We start from the raw sequence: 26675 nt of genomic DNA, 5'->3' as shown, positions 1-26675 counted from the left end.
TGTCTCGGAAGCTGCAAGTCTATGGTGACGACGTCGGACGACTCGACTGGGTTACGCCCGGCGCAGGCCGGGTGCCGTCCGGCGACGCTCGCATCCCGCCGGGCGGACAGCGGGTCCCGCGCGCCGGGTGGGTCTGTCACAATCGGCGACCGGCATCGAGCGTCCCACGGCAAGGCTGGGACGCCAGAGGTGAGAGGGGCGCGTGGTGTCGTTCCTGATCCGGGTCCTCCTTCCGGACAGCCCGGGAACCCTCGGCGCGGTCGCCACGGCGCTCGGCACGGTAGGCGCCGACATCCTCAGCGTGGACGTCGTCGAGCGCGGCACCGGAGTGGCGGTGGACGACCTCGTGGTCGAACTTCCGTCAGGCCGTCTGCCCGACGCGCTCATCACGGCGGCGGAAAGTGTCGAAGGCGTCGAAGTGGACGCAGTCCGCCCGTACGCGGGCGTGCTCGACACGCACCGCGAACTCGAACTCGTCGAAGAGATCGCCGCGCAGCCGAAGTCCGGCCTCGACATCCTGGCCGAGGGCGTGCCCCGCATCGTGCGCGCCGGCTGGGCGATGGTCGTCGAACACTCCGAGACCGGCGCCCTCCGGCTGGCGTCGTCGAGCGCCGCCCCGGAGACCCCGATCACCGACCTGCCCTGGCTGCCGCTCGAACGCGCGACGGTGCTCGACGGCGAGGAAGCCTGGATCCCGGAGACGTGGAAGGAACTGGGCACCGAACTGGCGGCCACCCCGCTCGGCAAGCCGGGTAAGGCGCTGCTTGTCGCTCGTCCGGGCGGCCCGGCCTTCCGCGCGGCGGAAGTCGCCCGGCTCGCCCACCTCGCCGGGATCGTCGCGGTCGTCCTCGACGGCTAGCCGCTCACGTTGCCGAAAAGGGGACGAGTCCGCGAGGGCTCGTCCCCTTTTCGACGAATGGCAGGTCAGACGTCGAGCTGGTAGGCGATCAGGCTGATGTGCGGGAACGGCCGCCAGTCACGCTCGGCCAGGCGCGCGAACCCGAGACGCTCGTAGAGCCGGTGCGCGGCGTGCATCCGGTCGAGGCTGCTCAGCACCACCCTGCGGATGCCCAGCGCCCGCGCACGGTCGAGCACCGCCCGCGTCAGCGCCTCGCCGACACCACGACCACGCGCCGACGGCGCCACCGCGAGCATCCGGAACTCCAGCTCCCCCGGACGCGAAATCTCGGCGTACGGCGACCCTGGCCGCACAACGGTCACGGTGCCGAGCACCTCCCCCGCCGCGTCGACGGCGACGAGCACCTCAGCCAGCTCGGCCCGGCTCGCGACGTCACGCAGCTTCGCGTCGTACCCGACGTCGTCAGCCAAATGACCATCGACGTCGTACGCCTGGACCGTGACCTCGCCCGCCGCGGCGTACTCCTCGGGCCGCGGTGGCCGAATCTCGACATCACCCATCCGTCTCCCCAGTCTCGTCTTTGGCAGACTCGTCGCCGGCCGGCAGTGCCACCTCCTGCGCCGCCTCGGCCCCCCGCTCCAACAGGACGCGGAAGCCCGCTTCGTCGAGCACCGGCACCTTGAGTTGCACAGCCTTGTCGTATTTCGAACCAGGCGAGTCCCCGACGACGACGAAGGAGGTCTTCTTCGAGACCGACCCGACAGCCTTGCCGCCGCGGGCCATGATGACCTCCTTGGCCTCGTCGCGGGAGAAGCCGTCGAGCGAGCCTGTCACCACGATCGACAGGCCTTCGAGGTTGCGCGGGACGGACTCGTCGCGCTCCTCCTCCATCCGCACACCGGCGCGTCGCCACTTTTCGACGATCTCGCGGTGCCAGCCGACGTCGAACCACTCCTGCGTCGCGTGCGCGATGGTCGGGCCGACGCCGTCGACGTCCGCCAGCTCCTCCTCGGTCGCCTGCTCGATGCCCTCGATCGAGCCGAACTCGCGGGCCAGCGCCTGCGCCGCCGTCGGTCCGACGTGCCGGATCGACAAAGCGACCAGCACCTTCCACAGCGGCCGGTCCTTCGCCACGTCGAGGTTGGCGAGCAGCTTTCGCGCGTTCGCCGACAACTCGCCGGCCTTGGTGCGGAACAGCTCGACCTCGGCGAGGCTGTCCTCGTTCAGGTCGAAGACGTCGCCCTCGTCGGCGACCACCCGCGCGTCGAGCAGCGCGACCGCGGCCTCGTACCCGAGGACCTCGATGTCGAAGGCGCCGCGCCCGGCCAGGTGGAAGAGCCGCTCCCGCAGCTGCGCGGGACAGAACCGCGTGTTCGGACAGCGGATGTCCTTGTCGCCTTCCTTCTGGTAGGCGAGCTCGGTGCCGCATTCCGGGCAGTGGGTGGGCATGACGAACTCGCGTTCGTCGCCGGTGCGCGCGTCCACCACCGGCCCGAGGACCTCGGGGATGACGTCGCCGGCCTTGCGGATGACGATCCGGTCGCCGATCAGCACGCCCTTGCGCTTGACCTCCTCCTGGTTGTGGAGGGTGGCGCGCGCGACGGTCGACCCCGCGACCTTGACCGGCTCGGTGACCGCGAACGGTGTCACCCGCCCGGTGCGTCCGACGCCGACCTGGATGTCCAGCAGCGTGGTGATCGCCTCTTCCGGCGGGTACTTGTAGGCGATCGCCCACCGCGGCGCGCGCGACGTCGTCCCCAGCCGGCGCTGCAGCGTCACCTGGTCGACTTTGATGACAACGCCGTCGATCTCGTGCTCGGCGTCGTGCCGGTGTTCACCCCAGTAGGTGATGTGGTCGGCGAGCTCCTCCGCCGTGGTCAAAACCTTGCTGTGCGGCGACACCGGCAGGCCCCACGCGGCCAGCGCGTCGTACGCCTCCGACTGACGCGCCGGTTCGAAGCCGTCGCGCTTGCCGAGTCCGTGGCAGATCAGCCGCAGCTTGCGCTCCCGGGTGATCTTGGGATCCTTCTGCCGCAGCGAGCCGGCCGCGGTGTTGCGCGGGTTCGCGAACGGCGGCTTGCCGGCCTCGACGATCATCGCGTTCAGCTGGAGGAAGTCCTCGACCCGGAAGAAGACCTCGCCGCGCACCTCGACCAGGGCGGGCACCGGGAACTCGTCGGTGCCGGTCAGCGTCTCCGGTACCTGGTCGAGCGTGCGGACGTTCAACGTGACGTCCTCGCCGGTCCGGCCGTCACCCCGGGTGAGCGCCCGGGTGAGGTGGCCGTTTTCGTACAAGAGGTTGATCGCCAGGCCGTCGATCTTCAGCTCGGCGAGGAACTCGGTGCGCCCGACCTCCTTCTCGACGCGCTCCACCCAGGCCACGAACTCCTCCTGGTCGAACACGTTGTCCAGGCTGAGCATGCGTTCGAGGTGGTCGTACGCGGTGAACTCGGTCGAGAACGTGCCGCCGACGCGCTGGGTCGGCGAATCCGGCGTGACCAGCGCCGGGTGCTCGTCCTCGATCTGCTGCAGTTCGCCGAGCAACTCGTCGAACTGCCCGTCGGAGATGATCGGCGAGTCCAGGACGTAGTAGCGGAACTGGTGGTTGCGCAGGTCCTCCGCGAGGGCGGCGTGCCGCTCGCGGACGTCGGCCGGGACGTCGGTGACGTCCTCGGCGACCACCCGGGCGTCGACCGCCGCGACCTGGTCCTGGGGAAGCTCTGTGCTGCTCACGGGTGGTAACCCTAGCCGGGGGCACCGACATTTTCGTCGGGACCGTTGCCCAGTCCGCGGACCAGTTCACGGAACTCCAGAAGGGTGATCGCACCGGCTGGCTCGGCCGCCGCGGTCTCCACGCGCCGTAGTCGTTCGGCGGCGAGCCGTTCACCCAATGTCGCGTCGAGCGGCAGGAAGGTCATGGTCTGACGGGCGGCGTCGTCGAGGTCGGCGAAGCCGGGGTGGAAGACGGCGACGTCGACCACGTGCTCATCCTCGTCGACCTGCGCGACGACCCGGACGTCGGCCAGCGCGATCCGGTGCTCGCCGAGGTTGACGGTGACCTCGGTCGGATCGGGCACGGGCGGGACCGAGTCGTGGTACTCCCAGATCGCGTCCTCCGGCGGCGCGGCGGCCCGCCACGCGTCGGTGAACGGACGCAGCTCCGGGTCCTCCTGGCCGGTCACAACCAGGGCGTAGATCGCCCGATGACCACGTTCGAGCGAAAAGTGCAGCCGCGGGTGCAGCGCCTCGACCAGCTGGCAGAGCTCGTGCTCGACCCGGTGCGGCTCACCTTCGCCCAGCGCCGCGCTGACCATCGGGAGCAGGTCGTACCAGCTTTGCCAGAACGCCTCCGCAGCGGCCGCGGGGTCCTCCGGCACGTGTTGCTCGGGCCACGCGATACGCGGGTCGGGCGGATCGGCGGCGGTGCTCTTGCGGCGGAACAGGCGCATGGTTACGGGTGGTCCTCGTTCGGTCGGCTACTCCGCCACGCTACTGGCCGGGCGGAGCGGACGTCGGCGAGTTGCCGGATTCGGTTACCAGCCTTCCGGGGGCTCCAGGAAGGCCTTGCCGAGATCACGCGTCAGCGCGAGAGTGCGGCGCATCCAGTCGGGTGTGGTGCCCGCGAGGCCGCAGGCGGGGGTCGGCACCGCGCGTTCGGCGAGGACGCTGCGGTTGAAGCCGAGCCGATCGGCCAGCCGGAACGCCGGCTCGCCGACGTCCTTCAATGTCAGCGGGGCCGCGGGCGCCGTCGTCGGGACCGCGCCCAGGAACAGCGTCGCCCCGCCGTCCCAGACTTCGCCGATCTCGTCGAGGAACGCGGCGAACGCACCGTCGAGGGCGGCGAGGTCGAAAGCCAGAGCGTCGGCACCGGCTTCGCGCAGCAGGCCGAGCGGCGGCTTCGCGGCGCAGCAGTGCAGGATCACCGGCTGGCCGGTGATCGCCTTCGCGCCGTCGATCACGGTTGCGAGCAGGTCACGTGCCTCTGGCTCCGGCACGGCGGAGACGTTCCCGTAGCCGGACGGCGTCGACAGCCCGCCGGCCAGCACCGTGGGCAACGACGGCTCGTCGAACTGGACGACCACGGGCGCCCCGGTCCTGGCCTGGACCTCCGCGACATGCTCGGTGAGGCCGTCCAACAGGGAGGACGTGAAGTCCCGCAAAGCGCCGTGGTCGGTGAGCACCCGATGCCCTCGAGGCAGCTCGATCCCGGCACCGAGCGTCCACGGTCCGGCCAGCTGGACCTTGAAGACCGGCGGGGTTGCGCCGGCTTTCTCCCGCGCCTCCTGCAGGGCGTCGAGATCCCAGCGAAGCAGGTCGACGGCCCGGCGGTGCTCGTGTCCCGGCCGCGCCGCCACGCGGTAGCCGCTCGGCACGACTTCGACGGCCAGGTCGACCAGCAGCGCGGCGGTCCGGCCGAGCATGTCCGCACCGACGCCGCGGGCGGGCAGTTCCGGCAGGTGCGGGAAGTCCGGCAGCTCGCCGAACACGACCGCCGCCGCTTCCGCGGGATCCGTGCCCGGCATCGAACCGATCGCCGTCGCGGCACCGCTGGGCCAAGCTCGCTCGTTCACGACCCCTGATTCTGGTCGACCACCCGCCGGCGACGCCGACCGGGCTGCCGCAGCGAACCGCCCGGAGACAGACATATGCCGCATTTGCCGTTACCGGCACCGCGGCGGGGCCCGCGCGGATAGGCTCACCCGCCATGACGAGTTCGCCACCGCAACCGGGCTGGTTTCCCGACGCGCGGGACCCCCGTCTGCACCGTTGGTGGGACGGCCGGGCCTGGACCGCCAACACCCGACCGGCCCAGCAAGCACCACCACCGAGCGACTCCGAGCTGATCGAGCTGGACATCGAGCGGGGCCACAACCCGGCACGCGTCCAAGATCAGGTCAATCGCGCGACGAGCGGCCGAGGCGCCGGGCGCGCCGGTGGCGGGACGCTGTTCACCGAACCGGTTCTGGTGGTCAACCAGCGCGCGAAGCTGATCGAGATGGCCAACGAGTTCGGCGTCTTCGACCAGCACGGCAATCAGCTCGGCGGAGTCGTCCAGGTCGGCCAGAGCGCGCTGAAGAAGGCGATCCGGCTGCTGACCAACTACGACCAGTTCCTGACCCACAAGTTCGAGGTCCGGGACGCCAACCACAGCACCGTGCTCAAGGTGACCCGGCCCGCCAAGGTCTTCAAATCGCGGTTCCTCGTCACGAGGGCCGACGAGACCCCGATCGGCGAGATCGTCCAGGAGAACGTCTTCGGGAAGATCCGCTTCGGTTTCGTCGTCGACGGCCACACGGTCGGCGGGATCTTCGCCGAGAACTGGCGTGCCTGGAACTTCTCGATCCGCGACCACGCCGGCACCGAGGTCGCCCGGGTGACCAAGACGTGGGGCGGGTTCCTCAAGGCCGCCTTCACCACCGCGGACAACTACGTCGTGGAAATCCCCCACCCGCTGCCCGATCCCCTCGCCAGCATGGTGGTCGCCGCGGCCCTCACGATCGACACCGCCCTGAAGCAGGACACCAACTGAGCGAGTGACCGGCGTCTCAGCTTCTCCAGGTGGACAGCGGGCTAGGCACGGCTCAAGGTGAATGAAGGCCGGGACGCCGCAGTCTCGCCGGGACGGAGGTCACCGTGGAACCGTTGCCGGAAAGCAGCGACAGGAACTGGACCGAGCCCGGAATCTACGAGGTCTCGGCCGGCGTCTACCGGATCCCGTTGCCTTTGCCCAACGACGCTCTGCGCGCGGTCAACGTCTACGCGGTCACCGATGGCGAGAAGCTGGTCATGGTCGACTCGGGGTGGGCGTTGACCGTGGCGCGGGAACAGCTCGCGAACGCGCTCGGCGGGATCGGCGCCGAGCTCGCCGATGTCAGCGAGTTCCTCGTGACTCACGTGCACCGTGACCACTATTCGCAGGCTGTCGTCCTTCGTCGCGAATTCGGCTCGAAGATCGCCCTGGGCCAGGACGAAGAGCCATCGCTGAAGGCTTCCGGCAACCCTGATCGACTGCCGATGGAAGCTCAGATCGATCTGCTGTTCCAGGCCGGGGCCGGCGAAGTCGTCGAAGCGCTGGCCCGCGACTTCGGCACAGAGCGGCGGCACACCGAGGCCGACCTCTGGGAAGCGCCCGACGAGTGGCTGACTCCGGGACGACGCCCGATCCTGCCCGGCCGCGAGTTCGACGTCGTCGCCACTCCCGGTCACACAGCCGGCCATGTCGTGTTCGTCGACGACACCGCAGATCTGCTGTTCTCCGGCGATCACGTGCTGCCGCACATCACGCCTTCGATCGGGTTCCAGCCCGTGCCGGCCGAGTTGCCGCTCAACGACTTCATCGACTCGCTGCGCCTGGTGCGCGCGATGCCGGACCGCCGCATGCTTCCCGCACACGGTCCCGTGTCCGAAAGCGTGCACACGCGGGTCGACGAACTGCTGGAACACCATCGACAACGACTGGAGACGATCGGCTCTCAGATCACGGCCGGCGCGAGCACCGCGTTCGAAGCCGCGCACCGGATCGGCTGGACCCGCCGCAACCGCAAGCTGTCCGAAATGGACTCTTTCAACCAGACGCTCGCTGTCCTGGAGACGGCGGCGCATCTCGACCTGCTGGTGTCCCAGGGCAAACTGACCACCCAGACCGCCGACGGCATCCGCCACTACACGACGACCTGAGCGACATCGCGTCCGGCACCGCCAGTAGCGACGTCGTCGCAGTTACGACGCCCGACCGGCGTCCTGCATACTGGGTGAAATGGAAGTCATCAGACGTGCCAGAGCGACGGACATCGAGGCGCTCGTCCGCCTGTTCAGCGCACCTGGCGAGCCGCTGGCAGCCGCACTTCGGGAGCTCATGAACACCCCGAACGTCACACTGGTCGTCGCCGAGGACGACAACGGCGTCGCCGGTACCGCGCAACTGACGGTGCTGCGAGGGCTCGCCTGGGAAGGCGCGACCCGCGGCTTGCTCGAAGGCATCCGTGCCGCGCGGCGAGGCGTGACCAGCGCACTTCTCACTTGGGGCATCGATGAAGCCCGTCGGCGAGGCTGCAGCCGCCTTCATCTGGATTCCGGCCTCGCACGCGCCGACCTGAGCGACTTCTACGCACGCTTCGGCTTCGAGCAAAGCTATCAAGGATTCTCGCGAGCCCTGTGATACTGGCGCCGTGAGCGACTACACCATCCGCAGGGCACGACGTGACGACGTCGCCGCGATAGTGCGCATGCTGGCGGACGACCAACTCGGCGCGACTCGTGACGATCCCCATGACCTCGATCCCTACCTGCGCGCTTTCGAGCAGATGGCCGCAGACCCGAACCAGCTTCTGGTCGTCGTGACCTCCGACGACGAGCCAGTCGGGACGTTGCAGCTGACGATCATCCCCGGCCTCGCCCGGCGCGGCGCCCTTCGCGGCCAGGTCGAGGCCGTCCGGATCCACGCTGACCACCGCGGTTCCGGACTCGGCGCCGACCTCATGCACTGGGCGATCGACGAGTCGCGACGACGCGGATGCGCGCTCGTCCAGCTCACGTCGGACGTCTCGAGGACCGACGCACACCGGTTCTACGAGCGGCTCGGTTTCGTAGCGAGCCACACCGGCTTCAAGCTCAAGCTCTGAGTGCCAAAAACGTTACCCTATAACAGGTTCCCCTCCATCCACATAGGACATAAGCTCGATCAGTTCCTCCATCGGACTCGGCGAAGCCCACGTCCGCGCACGCGAACCATTCCGAATCTATTCGAGTTCGTCAAGCCACGAAGGGCGCGAACGGACCGTTCGCTCCCTTTTACCACCCATTCTTCTGAATCTCGGTGACATTTCCCGCGAAGCCTCGTACGGTCGCACTCATGGCAACTTCACAACCACTCCGCAAGCTGACTCCTCCGACCGGGAGCTCCTACGACAAGCTCCCACTGGTGCTGAGAGCGATCCGCACCGACCCGGATACGTTGCAGCGCATGCAGGACGAGCAAGTCGTGGATCTGATCCGCGTCACCGAGGGCGAGATTTCCAAGCTGCAAGCCCTGCAGCTGCGGGCGATCGCAGACCTCAGCGTGCGCCGGAGACGGGCGCCAGGCACGGCTTCGGAAGTGGCGTTGGCCCTGTCCATAACGGAACACCGGGCCGGCGCGGTGGTCTCGGCGGCGAACGCGCTGATCGCCCGACTTCCCCGCATGCTCAACCTCATGGACGACGGCCGCCTGGACCTCTACCGCGCCATGAAGGTCACGGACGCGACCGCATGGCTGTCCAGAGACCACGTACGCCTCGTCGATGCGATGCTCGAGGACCGCGTTGCTGGACGCAACGCCACTCAGGTCCGCCGGGCCGCGGCCTATGCGGCTGCGAAAGCAGATCCGGAGGGCGCGGCGCAGCGCACCGAGCGGAGCCTCGTCGAACGGCGGTTGGCTCTGCACCACCAGGACACCGGCGTGACCAGTCTTTCGATCAACAACGCGCCTACCGAGAAGGCGACCGCGGCTTACGCACGTATCGACCGGGCCGCCCGGGCGTTGAAGACCCCCGACGAGTCCCGGACGCTGGACCAGCTCCGAGCGGACATCGCCATGGATCTGCTGCTCAGCGGAACCGGCGGCCCGAGCGAGCGCACCGAAGTGTTCCTGCACGTCGACCTGGCGACCTACCTTGGCATGAGCGACTTCCCAGCGGTTCTGGCCGGACGCGGGCCCGTCGCGGCGTCAGTGGCCCGTCGCATCATCAGCGGCTCCGACACAACGCTCCGACGAGTCCTCACCGATCCGCGTTCCGGCAAAGTGATCGAGCTGTCGCCGACGCGGTACCCGCTGGACCCGGCGCACGACGAGTTCATCCGGGTCCGGGACCGCGAGTGCCGGCAGCCCGGATGCACACGTCCCGCGCAGAACTGCGGGATCGAAGCGACCCGGGCGCAGGGCGAGACCAACGAGGCTGCGGATCAGCCGGTCACGTACTGCTCGCGGCACCGCAGGCTGAAGAACCAGCCCGGTTGGGACTACGAAGTCACACCCGATGGCACAGTGAACGTCGCGACACCAGCCGGCCGGATGCACTCGACGACACCGCCGTCGATGCATTCCGGCCGACGACGATCGAACCGAAGCCGCAAGAAGCCACGGCAATAGCCGACGATCAGCGCGTGCCCGAGATCTTCGCGCTGCCCAGGACGATGTCCCCGCCCTCGGCATCCGGCCGGTAGAGCACGACGACCTGGCCCGGAGCCACCCCGCGCAGCGGTTCGCGCAGATGCACCGTCATGGTGTCGGAGTCCACGTCGGCGACCGCGTCGACGATGCCTCCGTGCGCCCTGACCTGCACCACGCATTCGGTGGGTTCGGTCAGCGGCTCACCACTGGGCCAGATCGCGCGGTCGGCCTCGATCACCTTGATCCCGAGCCCCTCTGCGGAACCGACCTTGACGGAGCCGGAAACCGGTTCGAGCGACAGGACATACCGAGGACGGCCGTCGGGCGCCGGAGCCTCGATCCCGAGCCCCTTGCGCTGTCCGATGGTGAATCCGTGCACGCCGGTGTGCTGGCCGAGCACTGCGCCGGTCTCCGCGTCCACGAGTTCGCCGGGACGCTGGCCCAGCCGGTTCTCCAAGAACTTCTTGGTGTCACCGTCCGGGATGAAGCAGATGTCGTGGCTGTCCGGCTTGTTGGCGACGGACAGACCACGTCGCTCGGCCTCGGCGCGCACGTCAGTCTTCCAAGAGTCGCCCAGAGGGAACATGGCGTGACTGAGCTGCTCCGTGGTGAGGGAGGCGAGCACGTAGGACTGGTCCTTGCCACTGTCGGCACTGCGGCGAAGCTCGGGCACGCCATCCTCCACGGAGAGGCGCGCATAGTGGCCCGTCGCGACGGCGTCGAAGCCGAGAGCCATTGCCTTCTCGAGGAGAGCTTCGAACTTGATCTTCTCGTTGCAGGTGACACACGGGTTCGGCGTACGTCCGGCGGCATACTCACCGACGAAGGTCTCAACGACCTCTTCGGTGAAGCGCTCCGCGAAATCCCAGATGTAGAAAGGAATTCCAAGAATATCGGCTGCCCGTCGGGCGTCGTGCGAGTCCTCGATCGTGCAGCATCCACGCGACCCGGTCCGCAAGGTGCCCGGTTTGGCAGACAGCGCCAAGTGCACACCGACGACGTCATGCCCGGCGTCGACCGCACGCGCCGCGGCCACCGCCGAGTCCACTCCTCCGCTCATCGCGGCCAAAACCCGCATTGCCTTACACCTCTTGCTTCTGGTTCTGCTTGCGCATTCCGGCCAAGCCGGCTTGCCGGGCGCGCGTGACGACGCCGCCGATCTCGGCGGCGACCGCCTCGACATCCGCGGCAGTGGACGTGTGGCCGAGGGAGAAACGGAGAGACCCTCGGGCCGCTGCGGGGTCGGCGCCCATGGCGAGCAGCACGTGGCTCGGCTGGGCGACGCCTGCCGTGCAGGCGGACCCTGTCGAGCATTCGATGCCTTTGGCGTCGAGCAGCATCAGCAAGCTGTCGCCGGCGCAACCCGGGAATGTGAAGTGAACATGGCTGGGCAGCCGCTCACCATCTCCGCCGTTGAGGATGGCGTCGGGTACTTCGCGCCGAATGGCTTCGATGAGCCCGTCGCGGAGCTCTTCGACGCGCTTTGCATAGTCGGCCCGGGTCGCAGCGGCGGCTCGGACCGCCGCCGCAAAACCGACGATCGCCGGGACGTCGAGGGTGCCGGAACGAACGCTGCGTTCTTGGCCTCCGCCGTGCAGAAGGGGCACGCACGTCACGTCGCGGCCGAGCAGGAGGGCGCCCACGCCGAAGGGGCCACCGAGCTTGTGTCCGGTCAGGGTGAGTGCGGCGGCTCCGCTGGCCGCGAAGTCGACCGGGACAGCGCCGACGGCCTGGACCGCGTCGGTGTGGAGCGGGATGTCGAACTCGGCGCAGATCGCGGCCAGCTCGGCGATCGGATTGATCGTCCCGACCTCGTTGTTGGCCCACATCACCGTCACCAGCGCCACGGTTTCGGGATCCGCGGCGATGGCGGTACGGAGCACGTCAGGCGAGACGCGGCCCTGACTGTCGACTTCCAGCAGGGTGATCTCGGCGCCGCAGTGGGCTTCGAGCCATTCGACCGTGTCGAGCACGGCGTGGTGCTCGGCAGCGCCGACTAGGATGCGGCGACGCTGCGCCTGCTCATCGTGGCGAGCCCAGAAGATGCCCTTGAGCGCGAGGTTGTCGCTCTCGGTGCCGCCGCCGGTGAAGATCACCTCGGAGGGACGGGCGCCCAGGGCGTCGGCGATCGTTTCGCGGGCTTCCTCGACCATCCGCCGGGCGCGACGGCCCGAAGAGTGCAGCGCGGAGGCGTTGCCCACGTTGGACAGCGCCTCGGTCATCACCGCTACGGCTTCGGGCAACATCGGAGTGGTCGCCGCGTGGTCGAGATAGGTCATCGCTCCTTCAGGGTAGTCCGCTCCACCGCGTGACGAAGCCCACCCTGGCCCTCGAAGTGGGCTGTCACACCTTCGACGGCCAACGTCCGGTCAGCCGGACCCCCAGCAGCGCGAGGGCCACCAGGGCCACTGTGAGCAGGGCCATCGCCGGCGACGGGTCGACAACCGAGCCCACCACACCGAGCAGGACACCGCCCAGGCCGATGAGCAGCGCGGAACCCACCCAGTCGGCCAGCTGCATCGCCGAGGTGTTGAAGCCGCGCTCACCCTCGGGTGAATAGCGGAGCAGGAGGACGGAGATCGCGGGCATCGCGATCCCCATGCCGGCGCCGCCGACCGCGCAAGCCACGAAAGCCGTCCAGGCGGGGAACCAGGGCTGGGAGACCAGGCCGAAGCAGACCAAACCGGCCGCGACCAGCCAGAACCCAGTGCGGAGCGATGCCTCCCTGGACCAGTTGAGGAACCGGCCTTGCGCCGCCGAGGCCGCTGACCAGCCCAGCGCCGTGATGGTCAGCGGCAGGCCGGCAAGGGCCGGGCTGTAGCCGTGGACCGCGCTCATCGTCAGGGGCAGGTACGCCTCCATCCCGGCGTACGCGCCCGCGAGCAGGGCGCGGGACACGACGACCGTCGGCAGGCCTGGGCGTGATGACAGCGTTCCGGTCGGGAGCAAGGTCCAGAGGGCGTAGCCCAGGGCGACGAGCCCGGCCGTGCCATAGACGAGAGCCAGGAGCGATTGGTGCTGGGCCGCCCACGTCAGCGCCGCGACGCCGAGCGCCGCGATGATCGCCTGGACCACACCCGCACGGCGTCCGTCGACGGACGGCGAGTGCGAAGGGAGACGGCGGACGACCACCACCAGCATCGTCACGCCGACGACCACCAGCGGAACCAGGCCGAGGAAAACCCAGCGCCAGCCGATGCTGACCGTCACCACGCCGGCCACGGACGGCCCGATCACCGCAGGCAGGACCCAGGCGGCCGCGTTGGCCGCGTAGATCACCGGGCGTTCCTGATCGGTGAACGTCAACGCGATCAGGAGCGACACCGAGACCAGCAGCAGCCCCGAGCCGAAGCCCTGCAGCGCGCGGCCGAAGAGGAACATCGGCATCCCGGTCGCCGTCCCCGCGACGACCAGGCCCACCGCGAACAGCGCCGGCCCCGCCAGCAGCGCCGGCGCGGGGCCTCGGCGGTCGCCGATCCGGCCCGACAGCACCGTCGCGACCACGCTCGAAATGAGGAAGATCGTGAACGGCCACGAGTACAGCGACAACCCGTGAAGGTCGGCCACCAAGGTCGGCATCGCCGTCGCGACGCCCATGTTCTCGAACGCGACCAACGTGACCACGAGCAGCAGCGCGATCGTGGTCAGGCGGTGTTCCGCGGTCCAGAGCACGCTGCGGCGACGGGGTGCGGAGTCGAGCGTCGAGGCCATGATCAGCAGCGTGCAACCTCCAGCCCGCTGGAGGTCAAGCCGATTCAGGCTGTGCGGCGCGCCACCGGTTCCAGGCGCAGGTCGCGAGCCAGCGCGGCGGCCTCGCCGCGGGAGCTCACGTCCAGCTTGTCCAGGATGTTGCGGACGTGGAACTTCACCGTGTGCTCGCTGAGCTGCAGCTGTTCGGCGATCTGCCGGTTGCGCAGGCCCTGCGAGATCCCGGTCAGGACCTCGACCTCGCGCGGGTTGAGCCGGTCGAGCGGACGCAGCTCCGGCGGTTCGGCGACGCCGAGCGGGAGGACCGCGGTGACCGTCGTGCCCCAGCCGGGCACCGCATCGACCTCCCAGTGGCCTCCGAGAGTGGTGAGCCGCTCGGTCAGCCCGCGCGCCGGGATCGCGTCGGCGACTTCGGGGCTGTCGTCGCGGACCGTGATCCGCAGCACCGGGCCGTCGAGCCGCCACGACGCCCGCAGGCGCGTGGTCGCCGGACGGTCCAGAGCCGCGAGCACCAGGCCGCGGGTCATCGTGCGCGCCGTGTGGGCGATGTCCTGCGGGAGCGATGCGTCGCCGGCCGGATCGACCAGGTCGACGTCGACGTCGGTGTGGCGGACCAGGTCGGCGAGCTGGGTCCGGAGCAAGGCGAAGGCCACACCCGCCCGTTCTTCGGACAGGGCCTGATCGCGGTCGACGACACCCTTCAGTTCGAGCAGCGCGTCGGTGGCCAGGTCGACCGCTGTGCGGCGGGCGACGACGTCGGAGAGCCGTCCCGAGCGCAGCACCGCCAGGAGCGTGGCCAGCGTCGCCGCGTGGGTCTGGCCGAGGTCCGTGATCGCCTGCGCCCGCGCGGTCGCCGCCGCGAGGTTGCTGGCCAGGACGTCCGGGCCCGGGTCCACCGCGCGTTGGCCCGCGTCCGTACTGAGGATGTGCCACAGCTGTGCGGCCAGCTCCAGCTCGGCAGTCGGCAACTCCGTGTCCGCCGGCACGACGGCGAGCACAGCGCCCTTACCGATCGCGGGCATCGACGAAAGGAGGACGAGACGGCGCTCGACGCCGGCGAGCACGCCGTCGACCACCAGGGCCTTCCCCGGCTCGCTTCGGTCGACCAGCCGTTGCAGCTCGACACTCGTCACGGCGTCGGCGATCGCCTGGTCACCAACAACCTTGAGCGGGCTGCGGGGACAGTCCCCGGTCTGCATGGCCGCCGCGTGGTGCGGGACCAGCTTCCCCAGCTCGGTGGAGAACTGGAGCAACAGGTGGGACCGCGGTGCCGACAGCAGCCGTTCGACGACGTCCAGCACGTGTCGCGGATCCGACCAGGAAGCGTCCATGCGTCCAAGGTAGGCGCGTCCACGTTCTGCCGGCCTGCTCGTCCGGCTAGTGAACACTGCTCGTCCGAGTGGTTCGGCGGAATAGTGGTGCGAGTTGACTCCTTGGAGAGGACATTCGAAGTCACAACCGAGGAGCGCAGAGAACATCATGCGAGCGATCACCTTCTCCGCCTATGGCGGGCCGGACGTCCTGCAGCTGTCCGAGGTTCCGGTACCGGAACCCGGCCCGGGACAGGTGCGGCTGGCCGTCCGGGCCGTCGGGATCAACCCGATCGACTGGAAGATCCGCAACGGCTTCATGCAGCAGAACTTCCAGGTCTCCTTCCCGCACACCCCCGGTCTCGAGGTGGCCGGTGTCGTCGACGCCGTCGGCGAGGGCGCGGACTTCGCCGTCGGTGACGAGGTGTTCGGCTGGTCCGAGACCGGCGCGTACGCCGAGTACGCGCTGGCGAAGACGCTCGCGCCGAAGCCCGCAGGCATTTCGTGGGCGGACGCGGCGGCGCTGCCGGTCGCCGGGGAAACGGCGCTTCGCGTCCTCGGACTGCTGGAGGTCCGTGAAGGCGAGACGCTGCTGGTCCACGGCGCCAGCGGCACGGTCGGGCGGTTCGCCGCGCAGGTGGCCGTCGCCAAGGGACTGACCGTCATCGGCACCGCCGGCAGCCGGAACCTCGACGACCTGAAGTCGCTGGGCGTCGTGCCGGTGCTCTACGGCGACGGCTGGCTGGAGCGGGTCCGCGAGGCCGCCCCGGGGCCGGTGGACGCCGTGTTCGACGCCGTCGGGCACGGGGTGCTGCCCGGGTCGGTCGAGCTGCGAGGCTCGAAGGATCGGATCATCACCATCGCCGACGGTGCCGCTTTCGAGCTGGAGATCCCGTTCTCGAGCGGGGGCGAGCAGTCGCGTGAGGTCCTGACCGGGATCGCCGGCTGGGTCACCGACCGCGGGATTCGCATCGCTCAGGGCAAGAGCTATCCGCTCGCCGAGGCCGCCGCTGCCCAGATCGAGAGCGAAGACGGACACCCCGGCGGGAAGCTCACACTCGCTGTCAGCTGAACGAGCAGGTGCGGCCGGCTGCGTCTCACGCGAACCGCGACCTCGGCGCCGGAGTCCGGCGAACGGGCCTGTCATCGGATCACGATGACAGGCCCGCGCTCACAAGACCGCTAACGCCTCCCAATCCGGGCCTGCCGCCGGATCGCGGCGACAGGGCCCGGATCACTTCGCGGGAGGCGAAGCCAGTGGGACCGGCTGGGGACGCGGGGTCCGGCGCCGCTGCTGGGCCGGGATCTTCACCGTCCCCAGCGCCGAATGCACCGACGCCTCGGCGAGAGCCGCCAACTCACGACGGTTCTCCGCGCGCCCCGGGGCGATCTCCGGGCAGATGTGGATCTCGAGCACCAGCCCGCGCAGCGCCGCGACCCGGCGCAGGGACGCGATCAGCGACTCCGGACCGATGAACGCGGGGCGGCTCGTCTCACGGCCGTCCGCGAGGCGGTACCTCAGCGCGATCGGGCGCACCGGCACGCCGCCGTCGATGGCGGCCTGGAACGTCGCCGTCGTGAAGCGGCCGGAGGCCAGGCCGCACCACGTCGTCGCTTCCGGGGTCACGCTCACCAGAGAGCCCGTCCTCAACGCGTCGGCCAGCAACGCCATCGTGGCCGGCAGTGTCTTCAGCCGTTCGCGGTCGAGGAAGATGCTGCCGCCGCGGCGGACCAGGCCGCCCAGCACCGGCCAGCCCGCGATCTCCTTCTTGGCGAGTGCGCGCATCGGCCGCAGCGCGTTGATCGCGACGATGTCCAGCCACGAGATGTGGTTGTTGGCCACCAGCGCGCCACGGCCGGCGGGGGCGGTCAGGAAGTCCTCCCCGCCCCGAACGTCCAGCCGGACGCCGAACGCCCGCAGCACGCCGCGGAAGATCAACCGGACCCGGCGCTCGCGGCCCCACGACACCAGCAGCAAAGGCGCCGTCAGCAAAGCCGAAAAAACGACGAAGATCGCCGCGGTGACGCGCAGCACGCGCCGCGGAAAGCCGACCACCGGGTCGCCGTCGGTCAGGCAGCCGTCGCCGCACGGCGAGGCCGGCATCCAGGCGTGCCTCATACCTGGGCCCCGAGGAAGAACTTCAGGTACCGCTCGTCGACGTTGTGCAGGTCCAGCACGATGAAGAAGTCGGCGACGCCGAAGTCGGCGTCGAGCGCGGGCGGTCCGTAAGCCTTGGCCCCGAGCCGGACGTAGCCCTTGATCAGCGGCGGCAGGATCGAGCGATCCGGACGCTCGATCCGCGACGCGTCCCACGGGATCAGCGGCGAGACGCGCGTGGCCTCGTCCGAGTAGTGCTTGGTGCGCAAGACGTCCCAGACGCCGGCAGCGAACGAGCCGCCGTCCACCAGCGGGACCGACGCGCAGCCGGCGAGGTAGCGGTGGCCGGAAAGCAGCATGTACCGGGCGATCCCGGCCCAGACCAGGCTGACGACGGCGCCGCTGCGGTGGTCCGGGTGCACGCACGACCGCCCGGTTTCGACCAGGGACGGCCGCAACGCGTCGAGCGCGCTCAGGTCGAACTCACTGTCGGCGTAGAGCTTTCCGGCCTGCGAAGCGCGGTCCGGCGGCAGCATCCGGTAGCAGCCGACGATTTCGCCCGTGTTGTCGTCGCGGACCACGAGGTGGTCGCAGAACTCGTCGAACTCGTCGACGTCGAGACCGGCGATCGGCGAGTGCAGCCGTGCGCCCATCTCCTCGGCGAAAACCCGGTGACGGAGCTTCTGCGCGGCGACCACTTCTTCGTTCGCGTGGGCGACGAGGAGGGAGTACCGGGCAGCGTCCGCGGGGAGGTCGGCACCCGCCTGATCAGTGCTGACGAGGAGCTGTGACGTCGTCATGGTCAAAGGTTTACCCGTGCGGAGGAAACCGCGGAGAGTGCCATCCGATGACCGATCAGTGCACGTTCAGTTAATTGCGGGTTCTCAGGCTTCTCTCAGGTCCCGGAAACGCGCGAAGGGCCTTCCGGGATCACCCGGAAGGCCCTTCGGAGCAACGGTCAGCCCTTGCGCTTCTCGACCGCTTCGGTCAGCTGCGGCGCGACGTTGAACAGGTCGCCCACGATGCCGAAGTCGGCGATCTCGAAGATCGGCGCCTCCGGGTCCTTGTTGACGGCGATGATCGTCTTCGACGTCTGCATGCCGGCGCGGTGCTGGATCGCGCCGGAGATGCCGAGCGCGATGTACAGCTGCGGCGACACGGTCTTGCCGGTCTGGCCCACCTGGAACTGCGCCGGGTAGTAGCCGGAGTCGACAGCGGCACGCGACGCGCCGACAGCCGCGCCGAGCGAGTCGGCCAGCTTCTCGACGACGTCGAACTTCTCCGCCGAGCCGACACCACGACCACCGGAGACCACGATCGAGGCCTCGGTCAGCTCCGGACGGTCACCGCCGGTCACCGGCTCGACGCCCGTGATCTTGGTCGACTTCGCCGCATCGGTGGCGGGGAGCTCGACGGTCTCCTCGGCCGCCGCGCCCTCGGCCGGCTCCGCCTCGACCGCACCCGGGCGGATGGAGACGACCGGCGCGCCCTTGGTCGACTTCGACTTCACCGAGAACGCGCCACCGAAGATCGACTGGTCGATGACGCCGTCGCCGTTGACGCCCACGGCGTCGTAGATCAGGCCGGAGCCCAGGCGCACGGCCAGGCGGGCGGCGACCTCCTTGCCCTCACCGCTGGCGGTGACGAGCACGGCGGCCGGGGACGCCTGCTGCGCCAGCGCGGCGAGCACGTCCACCTTCGGCGTGACCAGGTAGTTCGCGGCGTCGTCGCCTTCGGCGACATAAACCTTGGCGGCGCCGTGCGAAGCCAGCGCCTGCTTCGCCTTGGCGGCGGTCCCGGTCGGGCCGACGACGACGGCCGACGGCTCCCCGAGCGCGCGGGCCGCGGTCAGCAGCTCGAGCGTGACCTTCTTGACCTCACCGTCGACGTGGTCGACGAGGACGAGTACTTCAGCCATGTTCTTGATTCCTCCTCGAAGAGCCGTTGTCAGATGAGCTTCTGGCCGACCAGGTACTCGGCGACCTTGGTGCCGCCGTCGCCCTCGTCCTCGGTCTTCTCACCGGCGGTGCGCGGCGGCTTCGGCGAGGATTCGGTCACGGCGGACCACGCGTTGCCGAGGCCGACCTCGCCCGCGTCGATGCCCAGGTCGGCGATGGTGAACGTCTCGACCGGCTTCTTCTTCGCGGCCATGATGCCCTTGAACGACGGGTAGCGCGGCTCGTTGATCTTCTCGCCGACGCTGACCACCGCGGGCAGGTTCGCCTCGAGGCGGGTCAGACCGTCCTCGGTCTCGCGGACGGCCTTGATGGTCGTGCCGTCGACCGTCACCTCACGTGCGTAGGTGACCTGCGGCAGGCCGAGCAGCTCGGCGAGGATCGCCGGGATGGCGCCGCCGCGGCCATCGGAGGACTCGTTGCCGGCGATGATCAGGTCGTAGCCTTCGACCTTCGAGATCGCGGCGGCGAGCACCTTGGCGGTGGCGATCGCGTCGGAGCCGTGCAGCGCCTCGTCGGAGACGTGGATGGCCTTGTCGGCGCCCATGGACAGCGCCTTGCGGATGGCGTCGGTCGCGCGGTCCGGGCCCACCGAGATCACGGTGACCTCGCCCTCGCCGGCTTCCTTGATCTTCAGCGCCTCTTCGACGGCCTTCTCGTTGATCTCATCGAGGACGGCGTCGGCGGATTCGCGGTCAAGGGTGTGGTCGGACCCGTTGAGCTTTCGCTCCGAGTAGGTGTCCGGTACCTGCTTGACCAGGACGACGATGTTGGTCATGGGTCTGCTTCGACCTCCCGGTTGTGGCCCCGCGGACGACCACGGGTCAGCGCTCTACTGGCCGGTAGATTAGGGCCAATCGACGCGCAGGACCCGCCGAGGTGACGCCATTCACCTGGATGCGCAATCTAACGGGACTATCGTCCCGGTAGTCGACCGGTTACCCCACCCGAACCGCCGTTCGTCCGATCGGACCAACCACGGCCTACTCGCAGTGGGTATCAGCAGTTAACCTCCCCCACCATGCCCGCGCGCATCGCCGTCATCACCGACTCGAGCTCTTGCCTGCCCGACCTCGTCGCCTCCCGTTGGGCCATCGGAGTCGTCCAGATCCAGCTGAACCTGGGTGGTCACTTCGACGACGAAAACCGCTTCGACCGCGGCGAGGTGATCGGCGCCATGAGAGAGGGGCACGTCATCACCACTTCGCCCCCGGATCCGGGGGCGTTCTTCTGGACCTACCAGGAAGCAGCGGCCTCCGGTGCGACCGCCATCGTCAGCATCCACATCTCCGGCCGCATGTCCGACACCGTCCGCGCGGCCCGGGAGGCCGCTCAGCAGGTCCGCATCCCGGTGCACGTCCTGGACAGCCGTACCACCGGGATGAGCCTCGGCTTCGCCGCGGTGTCGGCGGCCCGGGCGGCCGCAACGGGCGCGGACGCCGGCCGCGTCATCCAAGCCGCCGAACGCCGGTGCTTCACCAGCACCGAGTTCATCTACGTCGACACGCTGGAGTACCTCCGCCGGGGCGGGCGGATCGGCGCCGCGCAGGCGATGCTCGGGACCGCGTTCTCGATCAAGCCGCTGCTCACGGTCAAGGACGGCGAAGTCGCGCCGCTGGCCCGCGTCCCCGGCACCCGGCGGGCACTGGCCAAGATGGTCGACCTCGCGGTCAAGAAGTCCGGCGGATTCCGCGCCGACATCGCCGTGACCCGGTTCGGCGCCAGCGACCACGAACTCGAGATCGGCCGGCAGATCGAACGCCGGGTACCGGCGATGGCCGAGAGCATGGTCGTCGAAGCGAGCACGGTCATCGGCGCGCACCTCGGCCCCGGCGCGCTCGGCATCACAGTGTCGCCGGTGTACTGACCCGGCGGCCGGGGATCGCCAGCAGCACGAGCGGCACCAGCACGGTGAGCCCCGTCAACCCGATGATGAGCACCTGGTCGATCAGCTCGAAGTGCGCGACGTGCCCGAGGTGGTACACGAAGTGCGGAACGCTGTAGAGCAGCGCCGCCACCGAAGCCAGCCGGGCCGCGGCTGTGGTGCCGATCACGGCAGCGCCGATCAGCGTCGCCGCGAGCGCCAGGTTGAGCCCGCCGAAGTCGCGGAGAAGGTGCTCGTTGAAGGGGCCGTCCATCGAGACCCAGCCCGTTCGGACGCCGGGAAAATCCTGGTAGAAGCCGGTTGGTGTGATCAGTGGCCACAGTCCGATCGGGACCTCGACGAGGCCGAAGAGAACGAGGAGTACGCGGGTGATGGTCCGTTGCATGACGACGGAACGAGACGGCCGTGCCGGACGTGACACCACTAGGGTCGCGGAGGTGACCACCCCAGCCACCCGGGCCGAGGCGCTGCACCTGACCGGCGAACGGACCGTCCCCGGCATCGCCGAGGAGAACTACTGGTTCCGCCGCCACGAGGCCGCCTACCTCGCCCTGCTCCCCCACTGCGCGGACGCGACGGTGCTCGAAGCCGGCTGCGGCGAGGGCTACGGCGCGAGCCTCCTCGCGACCACGGCTCGCCGGGTGCTCGCGCTGGACTACGACGTGCCGACGACCGAGCACGTCGCCCGCCGCTACCCCCACGTCGGCGTCGCGCGGGCGAACCTGGCGTTCCTGCCGATACGCGACGGCGCCGCCGACGTCGTGGCCAATTTTCAGGTCATCGAGCACCTGTGGGACCAGGCCGGGTTCCTCGCCGAGTGCCGGCGGGTGTTGTCGCCGGGCGGCAAACTGCTGGTCACGACGCCGAACCGGCTGACCTTCACCCCGGACAACGACACGCCGCTGAACCCGTACCACACCCGTGAGCTGGCGCCGGCCGAGCTGTCCGGGCTGCTCACCGATGCCGGTTTCGACGTCGAATCGCTGCACGGCCTGCACCACGGCGAGGCCGTCCGCGCACTCGACAAGCGGTACGGCGGTTCGATCGTCGACGCCCAGCTCGACGTGGTCATGGGCGAACTACCCGGGCAGGCGGTCTGGCCGGCGGCGCTGCTCGCCGACGTCGCCGCGATCGAGGCCACGGGGTTCGAGATCCACGGCGACGACCTCGACGCCAGTCTCGACCTCGTCGCCGTGGCGGTGCGCCGATGAGCGAAGGCACTTTCTGCCTGGTCGTGCACAGCCACCTGCCGTGGCTACCGCACCACGGGAACTGGCCGGTCGGCGAGGAATGGCTCTACCAGGCGTGGGCGCACTCGTACCTGCCGATGGTCGACCTGCTCGAGCGGCTCGCCGCCGAAGGCCGCCGGGAGGTGCTGACGCTGGGCGTCACACCGGTGCTCGCCGCGCAGCTCGACGACCCCTACAGCATCCGCGCGTTCCACGACTGGCTCGGCCACTGGCAGTTGCGCGCCCAGCACGCGTCGACGTTGTGGCGGGGCGACCCGGTCCTGCGCGAACTCGCGGCGGCCGAACACCGGACCGCGGTCCGCGCGGCCGAGGAGCTGGGCACCCGCTGGCGCCACGGCTTCTCCCCCATCCTTCGTTCGCTGGTCGACAACTCGACGATCGAGCTGCTCGGCGGGCCGCTGGCCCACCCGTTCCAGCCGCTGCTGGACCCGCGGGTGCGCGCGTTCGCGCTGAACGCCGGCCTCGACGACACGGCGTTGCGGCTCGGGTCGCGACCCGAGGGGATTTGGGCGCCGGAGTGCGGCTACGAGCCTGGTATGGAAAAGGACTACGCGGCCGCCGGCGTGCGGCGGTTCATGGTCGACGGGCCGTCGCTGCGCGGCGACACCTGGGCCGCGCGGCCGGTCGGCGACAGCGATGTGATCGCTTTCGGACGAGACCTCGAGGTCACCTACCGCGTGTGGTCGCCGAAGGCCGGCTACCCCGGTCACGCCGCTTATCGCGACTTCCACACCTGGGCCCACGAGGTCGGCCTCAAGGCGTCGCGCGTCACCGGGAAGACGGTCGAGCCGCCGGACAAGGCGCCCTACGACCCGTCGCTGGCCGCGGACGTGCTGGGGCTGCACGTCAAGGACTTCGTCGAAACCGTGGTGACGCGGATGCGTTCGCTGAAGAAGCAACACGGGCGTGAGGCGCTCGTGGTCGCCGCTTACGACACGGAGCTGTTCGGGCACTGGTGGCATGAAGGGCCGGCCTGGCTGGAGGGCGTGCTGCGTGCGCTGCCCGAGGCGGGGGTCCGGGTGACGACGCTGAAGGGCGCGCTCGACGCCGGGCTCGTCGGCGAACCGATCGCGCTGCCCGCGTCGTCGTGGGGGTCGGGCAAGGACTGGCGCGTCTGGGACGGCGAGCAGGTCAAGGACATGGTCGACGCCAACGCGGCGCTGCAGGAGCGGCTCCTGTCGCTGGTTGCCGGATTACCGACCACGGCCCGGGACACCGTCGCCGACCAGGCCGTCGCCGAAGCGATGCTGGCGCTGGAGAGCGACTGGGCGTTCATGGTCACCAAGGACTCCGCCGCGGACTACGCGCGACGTCGCGCGGCGGTGCACACCGAGCGCTTCGACGCCTTGGCCGGATTGCTGCGACGCGGCGACCGCGCCCGGGCCGAAGAGCTGGCGGCCGCCTATCGCGCCGACGACGGACCGTTCGGGCACCTCGACGCCCGGGCGTTGAAGCACGACTGAAAGGGACTCATGGGGATCCACGAAATTCCGGTCAAGACCCTCGACGGGCAGGACGGCTCGCTGGGCTCGCTCGCGGGCAAGGCTTTGCTCGTGGTCAACGTCGCATCGAAGTGCGGCCTGACCCCGCAGTACTCCGGCCTCGAGCGGCTGCAGGAGCGCTTCGGCGGCCAGGGCTTCTCCGTTGTCGGTTTTCCGTGCAACCAGTTCGCGGGGCAGGAGCCGGGCAGCGCGGAGGAGATCCAGACGTTCTGCTCGACGACCTACGGCGTCACCTTCCCGCTGTTCGAGAAGATCGACGTCAACGGCGAGGACCGGCACCCGTTGTACGCGGAGCTGACCAAGACGGCCGACGCCGACGGTGACTCAGGCGACGTCCAGTGGAACTTCGAGAAATTCCTGATCGGTGCCGACGGTGAGGTCCTGGCCCGGTTCCGGCCGCGGACCGAGCCCGAGGACGACCAGGTCGTCAAGGCCATCGAGGCCGCCCTGCCGGCATGAGAACGGCCGGTGTCGCGCCGGGCCTCCGCCCGGCGCGGCGCCGTCACAGGCCGAGCTGCCCGCGCCCGACCGCATTGAGGTCGTCGACCGTGGCCCGGCCGGTCCAGTTCACTTCGTAGTCTTCGGGCGCGAAGTCGCCCGGGCTCACGCCGGCCAGGAAGGCGCGGCCGCACTTCTCGACGTAGGCCGCGTTCTTCGGGCAATGCGGGCTCGCCGGGATGTACATGACGTTGCCCCAGCGGTCCGGGTTGGTGCCGTCGGCGACCGCGTGGACGACGTCGCCGTGCCACCAGACCGTGTCGCCCGGCTCGATCGCGGGGATCGAGGTCAGCGCGGGCAGCAGGTCGTCGTGGTATTTGTCGCTCACCGGCAGGGCCTGGCCGTTGGCCGCGCCGCAGAGGTCGTCGTCGGGAATGTCGTCCTGCAGCGCGCGAAGCAGCACGTACGTGATCGCCGACGGGATCGGCACCACGTGCAGCACGCCGTCGCCCTGGTGCATTTCCGACAACGCCGTCCAACCTTGGAAGGTGCGGAAGGCCGAGCACATGACCGTCGACGGGTATTCGTCGACTTCGGTGCGGTAGGCGCCGTCCCACGGGTCGTACTCTTGCCAGTTTCCGGCGAAGACGTGGCGGAAGACCTGCTGGTAGGCGGGCAGCAGCCAGCGTTCGACGGAGCCGGAGTCGGTGTGCGCGGACAGGCCGAGCGAGGACGAGCCGGGCGGGCGGCGGCGGATGCGATCGGGGTAGGCCGTGTCGCGATCGGGGTCGAACCAGACGCGCCCCTCGGACTCGTGCCGCCAGAAGGAGTTGAGGAACCGCCGGACGGCGACCATGTGCTCGTGCTGCCGGGCCTGGATCTGCGGCTTCGACCAGTAGACCGGGTAGATCTGCGGCTGGCTCGACGCGAGGCCGGCGAAGACGTCGTCGGCCGGACCCTGGTACGTCCCGGCGAAGTCGTTGTCGGAGAGGTACGCGGCCAGCTCGGCATCCCAGGCTTCGGCCGTTTCGCGCGCGAAGGTGCCCTTGACGACGGCGCAGCCGCGGCGCCGGACGGCGTCGAGCGTGCGCTGCGGCACCGTTCCGTCGGCGATGTCGCGGTAACGGACCACGGGGAAGGCATCCGGGTCGGCGGCGACGGCGTCGACCTCCTGGCGCATCGCGTCGCGGACCTCGGTGAACGCGCCGGCGACGTCGCCGATCCGGGCGCGCAGCTCGCGCTTGGTCCGCGAGATGGCCTCGGACATGTTCGCGGGCAGCTCTGTGGTCGTCATCGGTGTCCTCACGATCTTTTGGTTAGGACTCCTTACTAGAATGCCCCGGCTACGGTGACCCTTGCCCGTCTCCCGCCACAAGAGGTGCGATGTCCGACCCCGACCGGCCGCTTCCGCGCCTGGCGATGCTGCGGGCCATGACCGACCGCGCGGTGCTCGACCACGTCTTCGTCCACGGCCGGACCACGCGCGCGGAGCTCGCCGCGACCACCGGGATCTCGAAGCCGACGATCTCCGAGTCGGTCCGCCGGCTGGAGACGGCGGGCGCGCTGCGGGCCACCGGCACCGACCAGACCGGCCGCCGCGGCCGGATCGCGACCTTCTACGAACTGGCCGCCAACGCCGGCCGCGTGGTCGCCGCGGAGGTCAACCAGCAGGGCATCCGCACGGTCACGACCGACCTCACCGGGACGGTCCTGGCCACCGAGCGGCACTCTCCCGGCGACCGGCCGATGCCGACCGCGGTCCGGGACGCCGTCGCCGCGGCGAGCGGGGCAGGACCGGGTCCGGTACGGGCGACCGCGATCTCGGTCGCCAACCCGGTCGACCCGGTCACGCACGAGGTCGTCGCGCTGCCGGGGTCGCCGTTTCCCGAGGGCCGACTCCGGGCCGGAGAGCTCGGGCGTGACGTCCTGCTCGACAACGACGTCAACTTCTCCGCGCTCGCCGAACGACGAGAGGGCGGTGCGCGGGAGGCGAAGAGCTTCGCTTACGTCTACGTCGGCGCCGGGCTCGGCGTCAGTCTTTATGTCGGCGACCAGCTCGTACGCGGGGCGCACGGACTGGCGGGCGAGATCGGGTACCTGGACAGCTCGGGGTCGACGCTCGCCTCGGCTCTCGCCGACCAGGGTTTCGGCAGGTCCGACGCGCCTTCGCTGGACGTCGACGCGATCTTGACCACGCTCGACCAGGCCGACGGCGACGCCGTGGCCGCTGGACGACTACAGCTGCTCGGCGCGACGCTCGGGCGGGCCGTCGCCGCGATCTGCACGATCGTCGATCCGGACCTGGTGCTGTTGGGCGGCCCGGCGGGGAGCCAGCCGAGCCTCGTGGCCGAAATCCGGCGAACGGTGCGTGCGGCGGCGCCGGGGCCGGTTCAGGTGGAGGCCGGCGCGGTGACGGACTCGGCCGCCTTGCGCGGGGCCTTGTTGTCGGCGCTCGACCACGGGCGGGATGGCCTGGTCAAGGCCGTCGCCGAAAGCTGACCAGGCCGAGAATCTGTCTGATA

26 protein-coding genes are annotated in these 26675 nt (G+C 69.8%); 12 read left to right on the top strand and 14 right to left on the bottom strand.

Going from position 1 to position 26675, the window contains the following annotated elements:
• Positions 1-205 precede the first annotated feature (205 nt).
• Complete coding sequence (locus AB0C38_RS22820) at positions 206-859, top strand: amino acid-binding protein (protein ID WP_360676608.1); 654 nt, start codon at positions 206-208, stop codon at positions 857-859.
• A 65-nt stretch (positions 860-924) separates the two neighbouring features.
• Here the strand turns inward: AB0C38_RS22820 and AB0C38_RS22815 are convergent, their stop codons facing one another.
• From AB0C38_RS22815 to AB0C38_RS22800, 4 genes are all read right to left on the bottom strand, one after another.
• Positions 925-1419 carry a GNAT family N-acetyltransferase gene (locus AB0C38_RS22815; RefSeq protein ID WP_360676605.1) on the bottom strand — a complete coding sequence of 165 codons (495 nt, stop codon included), beginning with the start codon at positions 1417-1419 and terminating at the stop codon, positions 925-927.
• A complete protein-coding gene (gene ligA / locus AB0C38_RS22810) occupies positions 1412-3592 on the bottom strand; it encodes an NAD-dependent DNA ligase LigA (protein ID WP_360676602.1) in 2181 nt (726 codons plus the stop codon). Before ligA ends, AB0C38_RS22815 begins: the two co-directional genes overlap by 8 nt.
• Before the next feature lie 11 nt (positions 3593-3603).
• On the bottom strand, positions 3604-4308 hold the full coding sequence (locus AB0C38_RS22805; RefSeq protein WP_360676599.1) for a hypothetical protein: 705 nt from the start codon (positions 4306-4308) through the stop codon (positions 3604-3606).
• 84 nt (positions 4309-4392) lie between these two features.
• The gene (locus AB0C38_RS22800) at positions 4393-5430 is read right to left on the bottom strand and encodes a methionine synthase (RefSeq protein ID WP_360676596.1); all 1038 of its coding nucleotides are present in this window, start codon (positions 5428-5430) and stop codon (positions 4393-4395) included.
• Between the two features lie 134 nt (positions 5431-5564).
• Here AB0C38_RS22800 and AB0C38_RS22795 point away from each other — a divergent pair, with 134 nt between their 5' ends.
• The 5 genes from AB0C38_RS22795 to AB0C38_RS22775 all read left to right on the top strand — a co-directional run bounded on the left by AB0C38_RS22795 (position 5565) and on the right by AB0C38_RS22775 (position 9986).
• Positions 5565-6389, top strand: a complete 825-nt coding sequence (locus tag AB0C38_RS22795; protein WP_360676593.1) for a phospholipid scramblase-related protein — start codon at positions 5565-5567, stop codon at positions 6387-6389.
• Between the two features lie 104 nt (positions 6390-6493).
• Entirely contained in the window at positions 6494-7537 is a 1044-nt protein-coding gene (locus tag AB0C38_RS22790; protein ID WP_360676590.1) for an MBL fold metallo-hydrolase, read from the top strand.
• A 79-nt stretch (positions 7538-7616) separates the two neighbouring features.
• On the top strand, positions 7617-8018 hold the full coding sequence (locus tag AB0C38_RS22785; protein WP_360676587.1) for a GNAT family N-acetyltransferase: 402 nt from the start codon (positions 7617-7619) through the stop codon (positions 8016-8018).
• A 10-nt stretch (positions 8019-8028) separates the two neighbouring features.
• The gene (locus AB0C38_RS22780; protein ID WP_360676584.1) at positions 8029-8481 is read left to right on the top strand and encodes a GNAT family N-acetyltransferase; all 453 of its coding nucleotides are present in this window, start codon (positions 8029-8031) and stop codon (positions 8479-8481) included.
• Positions 8482-8780: 299 nt separating this feature from the next.
• Positions 8781-9986, top strand: a complete 1206-nt coding sequence (locus AB0C38_RS22775; protein ID WP_360676582.1) for a DUF222 domain-containing protein — start codon at positions 8781-8783, stop codon at positions 9984-9986.
• Between the two features lie 7 nt (positions 9987-9993).
• On the opposite strand, the gene mnmA is transcribed toward AB0C38_RS22775, so the two are convergent.
• The 4 genes from mnmA to AB0C38_RS22755 all read right to left on the bottom strand — a co-directional run bounded on the left by mnmA (position 9994) and on the right by AB0C38_RS22755 (position 15046).
• Entirely contained in the window at positions 9994-11085 is a 1092-nt protein-coding gene (gene mnmA / locus AB0C38_RS22770; RefSeq protein WP_360676579.1) for a tRNA 2-thiouridine(34) synthase MnmA, read from the bottom strand.
• Positions 11086-11089: 4 nt separating this feature from the next.
• Positions 11090-12286, bottom strand: coding sequence for a cysteine desulfurase family protein (locus tag AB0C38_RS22765; RefSeq protein ID WP_360676576.1), 1197 nt, complete (start codon positions 12284-12286; stop codon positions 11090-11092).
• 64 nt (positions 12287-12350) lie between these two features.
• Entirely contained in the window at positions 12351-13718 is a 1368-nt protein-coding gene (locus AB0C38_RS22760; RefSeq protein WP_360676573.1) for an MFS transporter, read from the bottom strand.
• Positions 13719-13762: 44 nt separating this feature from the next.
• Positions 13763-15046 (bottom strand): LuxR C-terminal-related transcriptional regulator, encoded by a 1284-nt coding sequence (locus AB0C38_RS22755; protein ID WP_360676570.1) that lies wholly within the window; start codon positions 15044-15046, stop codon positions 13763-13765.
• A gap of 148 nt (positions 15047-15194) precedes the next feature.
• Here AB0C38_RS22755 and AB0C38_RS22750 point away from each other — a divergent pair, with 148 nt between their 5' ends.
• Positions 15195-16097 (top strand): NADP-dependent oxidoreductase, encoded by a 903-nt coding sequence (locus AB0C38_RS22750; protein WP_360676567.1) that lies wholly within the window; start codon positions 15195-15197, stop codon positions 16095-16097.
• A 162-nt stretch (positions 16098-16259) separates the two neighbouring features.
• Here the strand turns inward: AB0C38_RS22750 and AB0C38_RS22745 are convergent, their stop codons facing one another.
• The 4 genes from AB0C38_RS22745 to AB0C38_RS22730 all read right to left on the bottom strand — a co-directional run bounded on the left by AB0C38_RS22745 (position 16260) and on the right by AB0C38_RS22730 (position 19856).
• Complete coding sequence (locus AB0C38_RS22745; RefSeq protein WP_360676564.1) at positions 16260-17144, bottom strand: lysophospholipid acyltransferase family protein; 885 nt, start codon at positions 17142-17144, stop codon at positions 16260-16262.
• Positions 17141-17923 carry a GNAT family N-acyltransferase gene (locus AB0C38_RS22740; protein ID WP_360676561.1) on the bottom strand — a complete coding sequence of 261 codons (783 nt, stop codon included), beginning with the start codon at positions 17921-17923 and terminating at the stop codon, positions 17141-17143. Before AB0C38_RS22740 ends, AB0C38_RS22745 begins: the two co-directional genes overlap by 4 nt.
• A gap of 158 nt (positions 17924-18081) precedes the next feature.
• Positions 18082-19041: an electron transfer flavoprotein subunit alpha/FixB family protein gene (locus AB0C38_RS22735; RefSeq protein ID WP_360676558.1), complete on the bottom strand. Its 960-nt coding sequence runs from the start codon at positions 19039-19041 to the stop codon at positions 18082-18084.
• A gap of 29 nt (positions 19042-19070) precedes the next feature.
• Positions 19071-19856, bottom strand: coding sequence for an electron transfer flavoprotein subunit beta/FixA family protein (locus AB0C38_RS22730; RefSeq protein WP_360676556.1), 786 nt, complete (start codon positions 19854-19856; stop codon positions 19071-19073).
• Positions 19857-20099: 243 nt separating this feature from the next.
• On the opposite strand from AB0C38_RS22730, the gene AB0C38_RS22725 reads away from it, so the two are divergent.
• Positions 20100-20945 carry a DegV family protein gene (locus tag AB0C38_RS22725; protein ID WP_360676553.1) on the top strand — a complete coding sequence of 282 codons (846 nt, stop codon included), beginning with the start codon at positions 20100-20102 and terminating at the stop codon, positions 20943-20945.
• Here the strand turns inward: AB0C38_RS22725 and AB0C38_RS22720 are convergent.
• Positions 20923-21348, bottom strand: coding sequence for a hypothetical protein (locus AB0C38_RS22720; protein WP_360676550.1), 426 nt, complete (start codon positions 21346-21348; stop codon positions 20923-20925). The genes AB0C38_RS22725 and AB0C38_RS22720 overlap by 23 nt on opposite strands.
• Positions 21349-21400: 52 nt before the next feature.
• Here AB0C38_RS22720 and AB0C38_RS22715 point away from each other — a divergent pair, with 52 nt between their 5' ends.
• From AB0C38_RS22715 to AB0C38_RS22705, 3 genes are read left to right on the top strand one after another with little or no spacing between them, the layout of a single operon-like run.
• Positions 21401-22174 (top strand): methyltransferase domain-containing protein, encoded by a 774-nt coding sequence (locus AB0C38_RS22715; RefSeq protein ID WP_360676547.1) that lies wholly within the window; start codon positions 21401-21403, stop codon positions 22172-22174.
• Positions 22171-23676 (top strand): glycoside hydrolase family 57 protein, encoded by a 1506-nt coding sequence (locus tag AB0C38_RS22710; RefSeq protein ID WP_360676544.1) that lies wholly within the window; start codon positions 22171-22173, stop codon positions 23674-23676. The genes AB0C38_RS22715 and AB0C38_RS22710 overlap by 4 nt, the downstream gene beginning before the upstream one ends.
• A 9-nt stretch (positions 23677-23685) precedes the next feature.
• The gene (locus AB0C38_RS22705) at positions 23686-24174 is read left to right on the top strand and encodes a glutathione peroxidase (protein ID WP_360676541.1); all 489 of its coding nucleotides are present in this window, start codon (positions 23686-23688) and stop codon (positions 24172-24174) included.
• 43 nt (positions 24175-24217) lie between these two features.
• Here the strand turns inward: AB0C38_RS22705 and AB0C38_RS22700 are convergent, their stop codons facing one another.
• Positions 24218-25447 carry a YbiU family protein gene (locus AB0C38_RS22700; protein ID WP_360676538.1) on the bottom strand — a complete coding sequence of 410 codons (1230 nt, stop codon included), beginning with the start codon at positions 25445-25447 and terminating at the stop codon, positions 24218-24220.
• Positions 25448-25536: 89 nt separating this feature from the next.
• On the opposite strand from AB0C38_RS22700, the gene AB0C38_RS22695 reads away from it, so the two are divergent.
• On the top strand, positions 25537-26652 hold the full coding sequence (locus AB0C38_RS22695) for an ROK family transcriptional regulator (protein WP_360676535.1): 1116 nt from the start codon (positions 25537-25539) through the stop codon (positions 26650-26652).
• Positions 26653-26675: the final 23 nt, after the last annotated feature.

The sequence above is a fragment of the Amycolatopsis sp. NPDC048633 genome (assembly GCF_040650695.1).
In the GTDB taxonomy this organism is placed as follows: Bacteria; Actinomycetota; Actinomycetes; order Mycobacteriales; family Pseudonocardiaceae; genus Amycolatopsis.
This window is presented reverse-complemented; position numbering and strand designations above follow the sequence as displayed.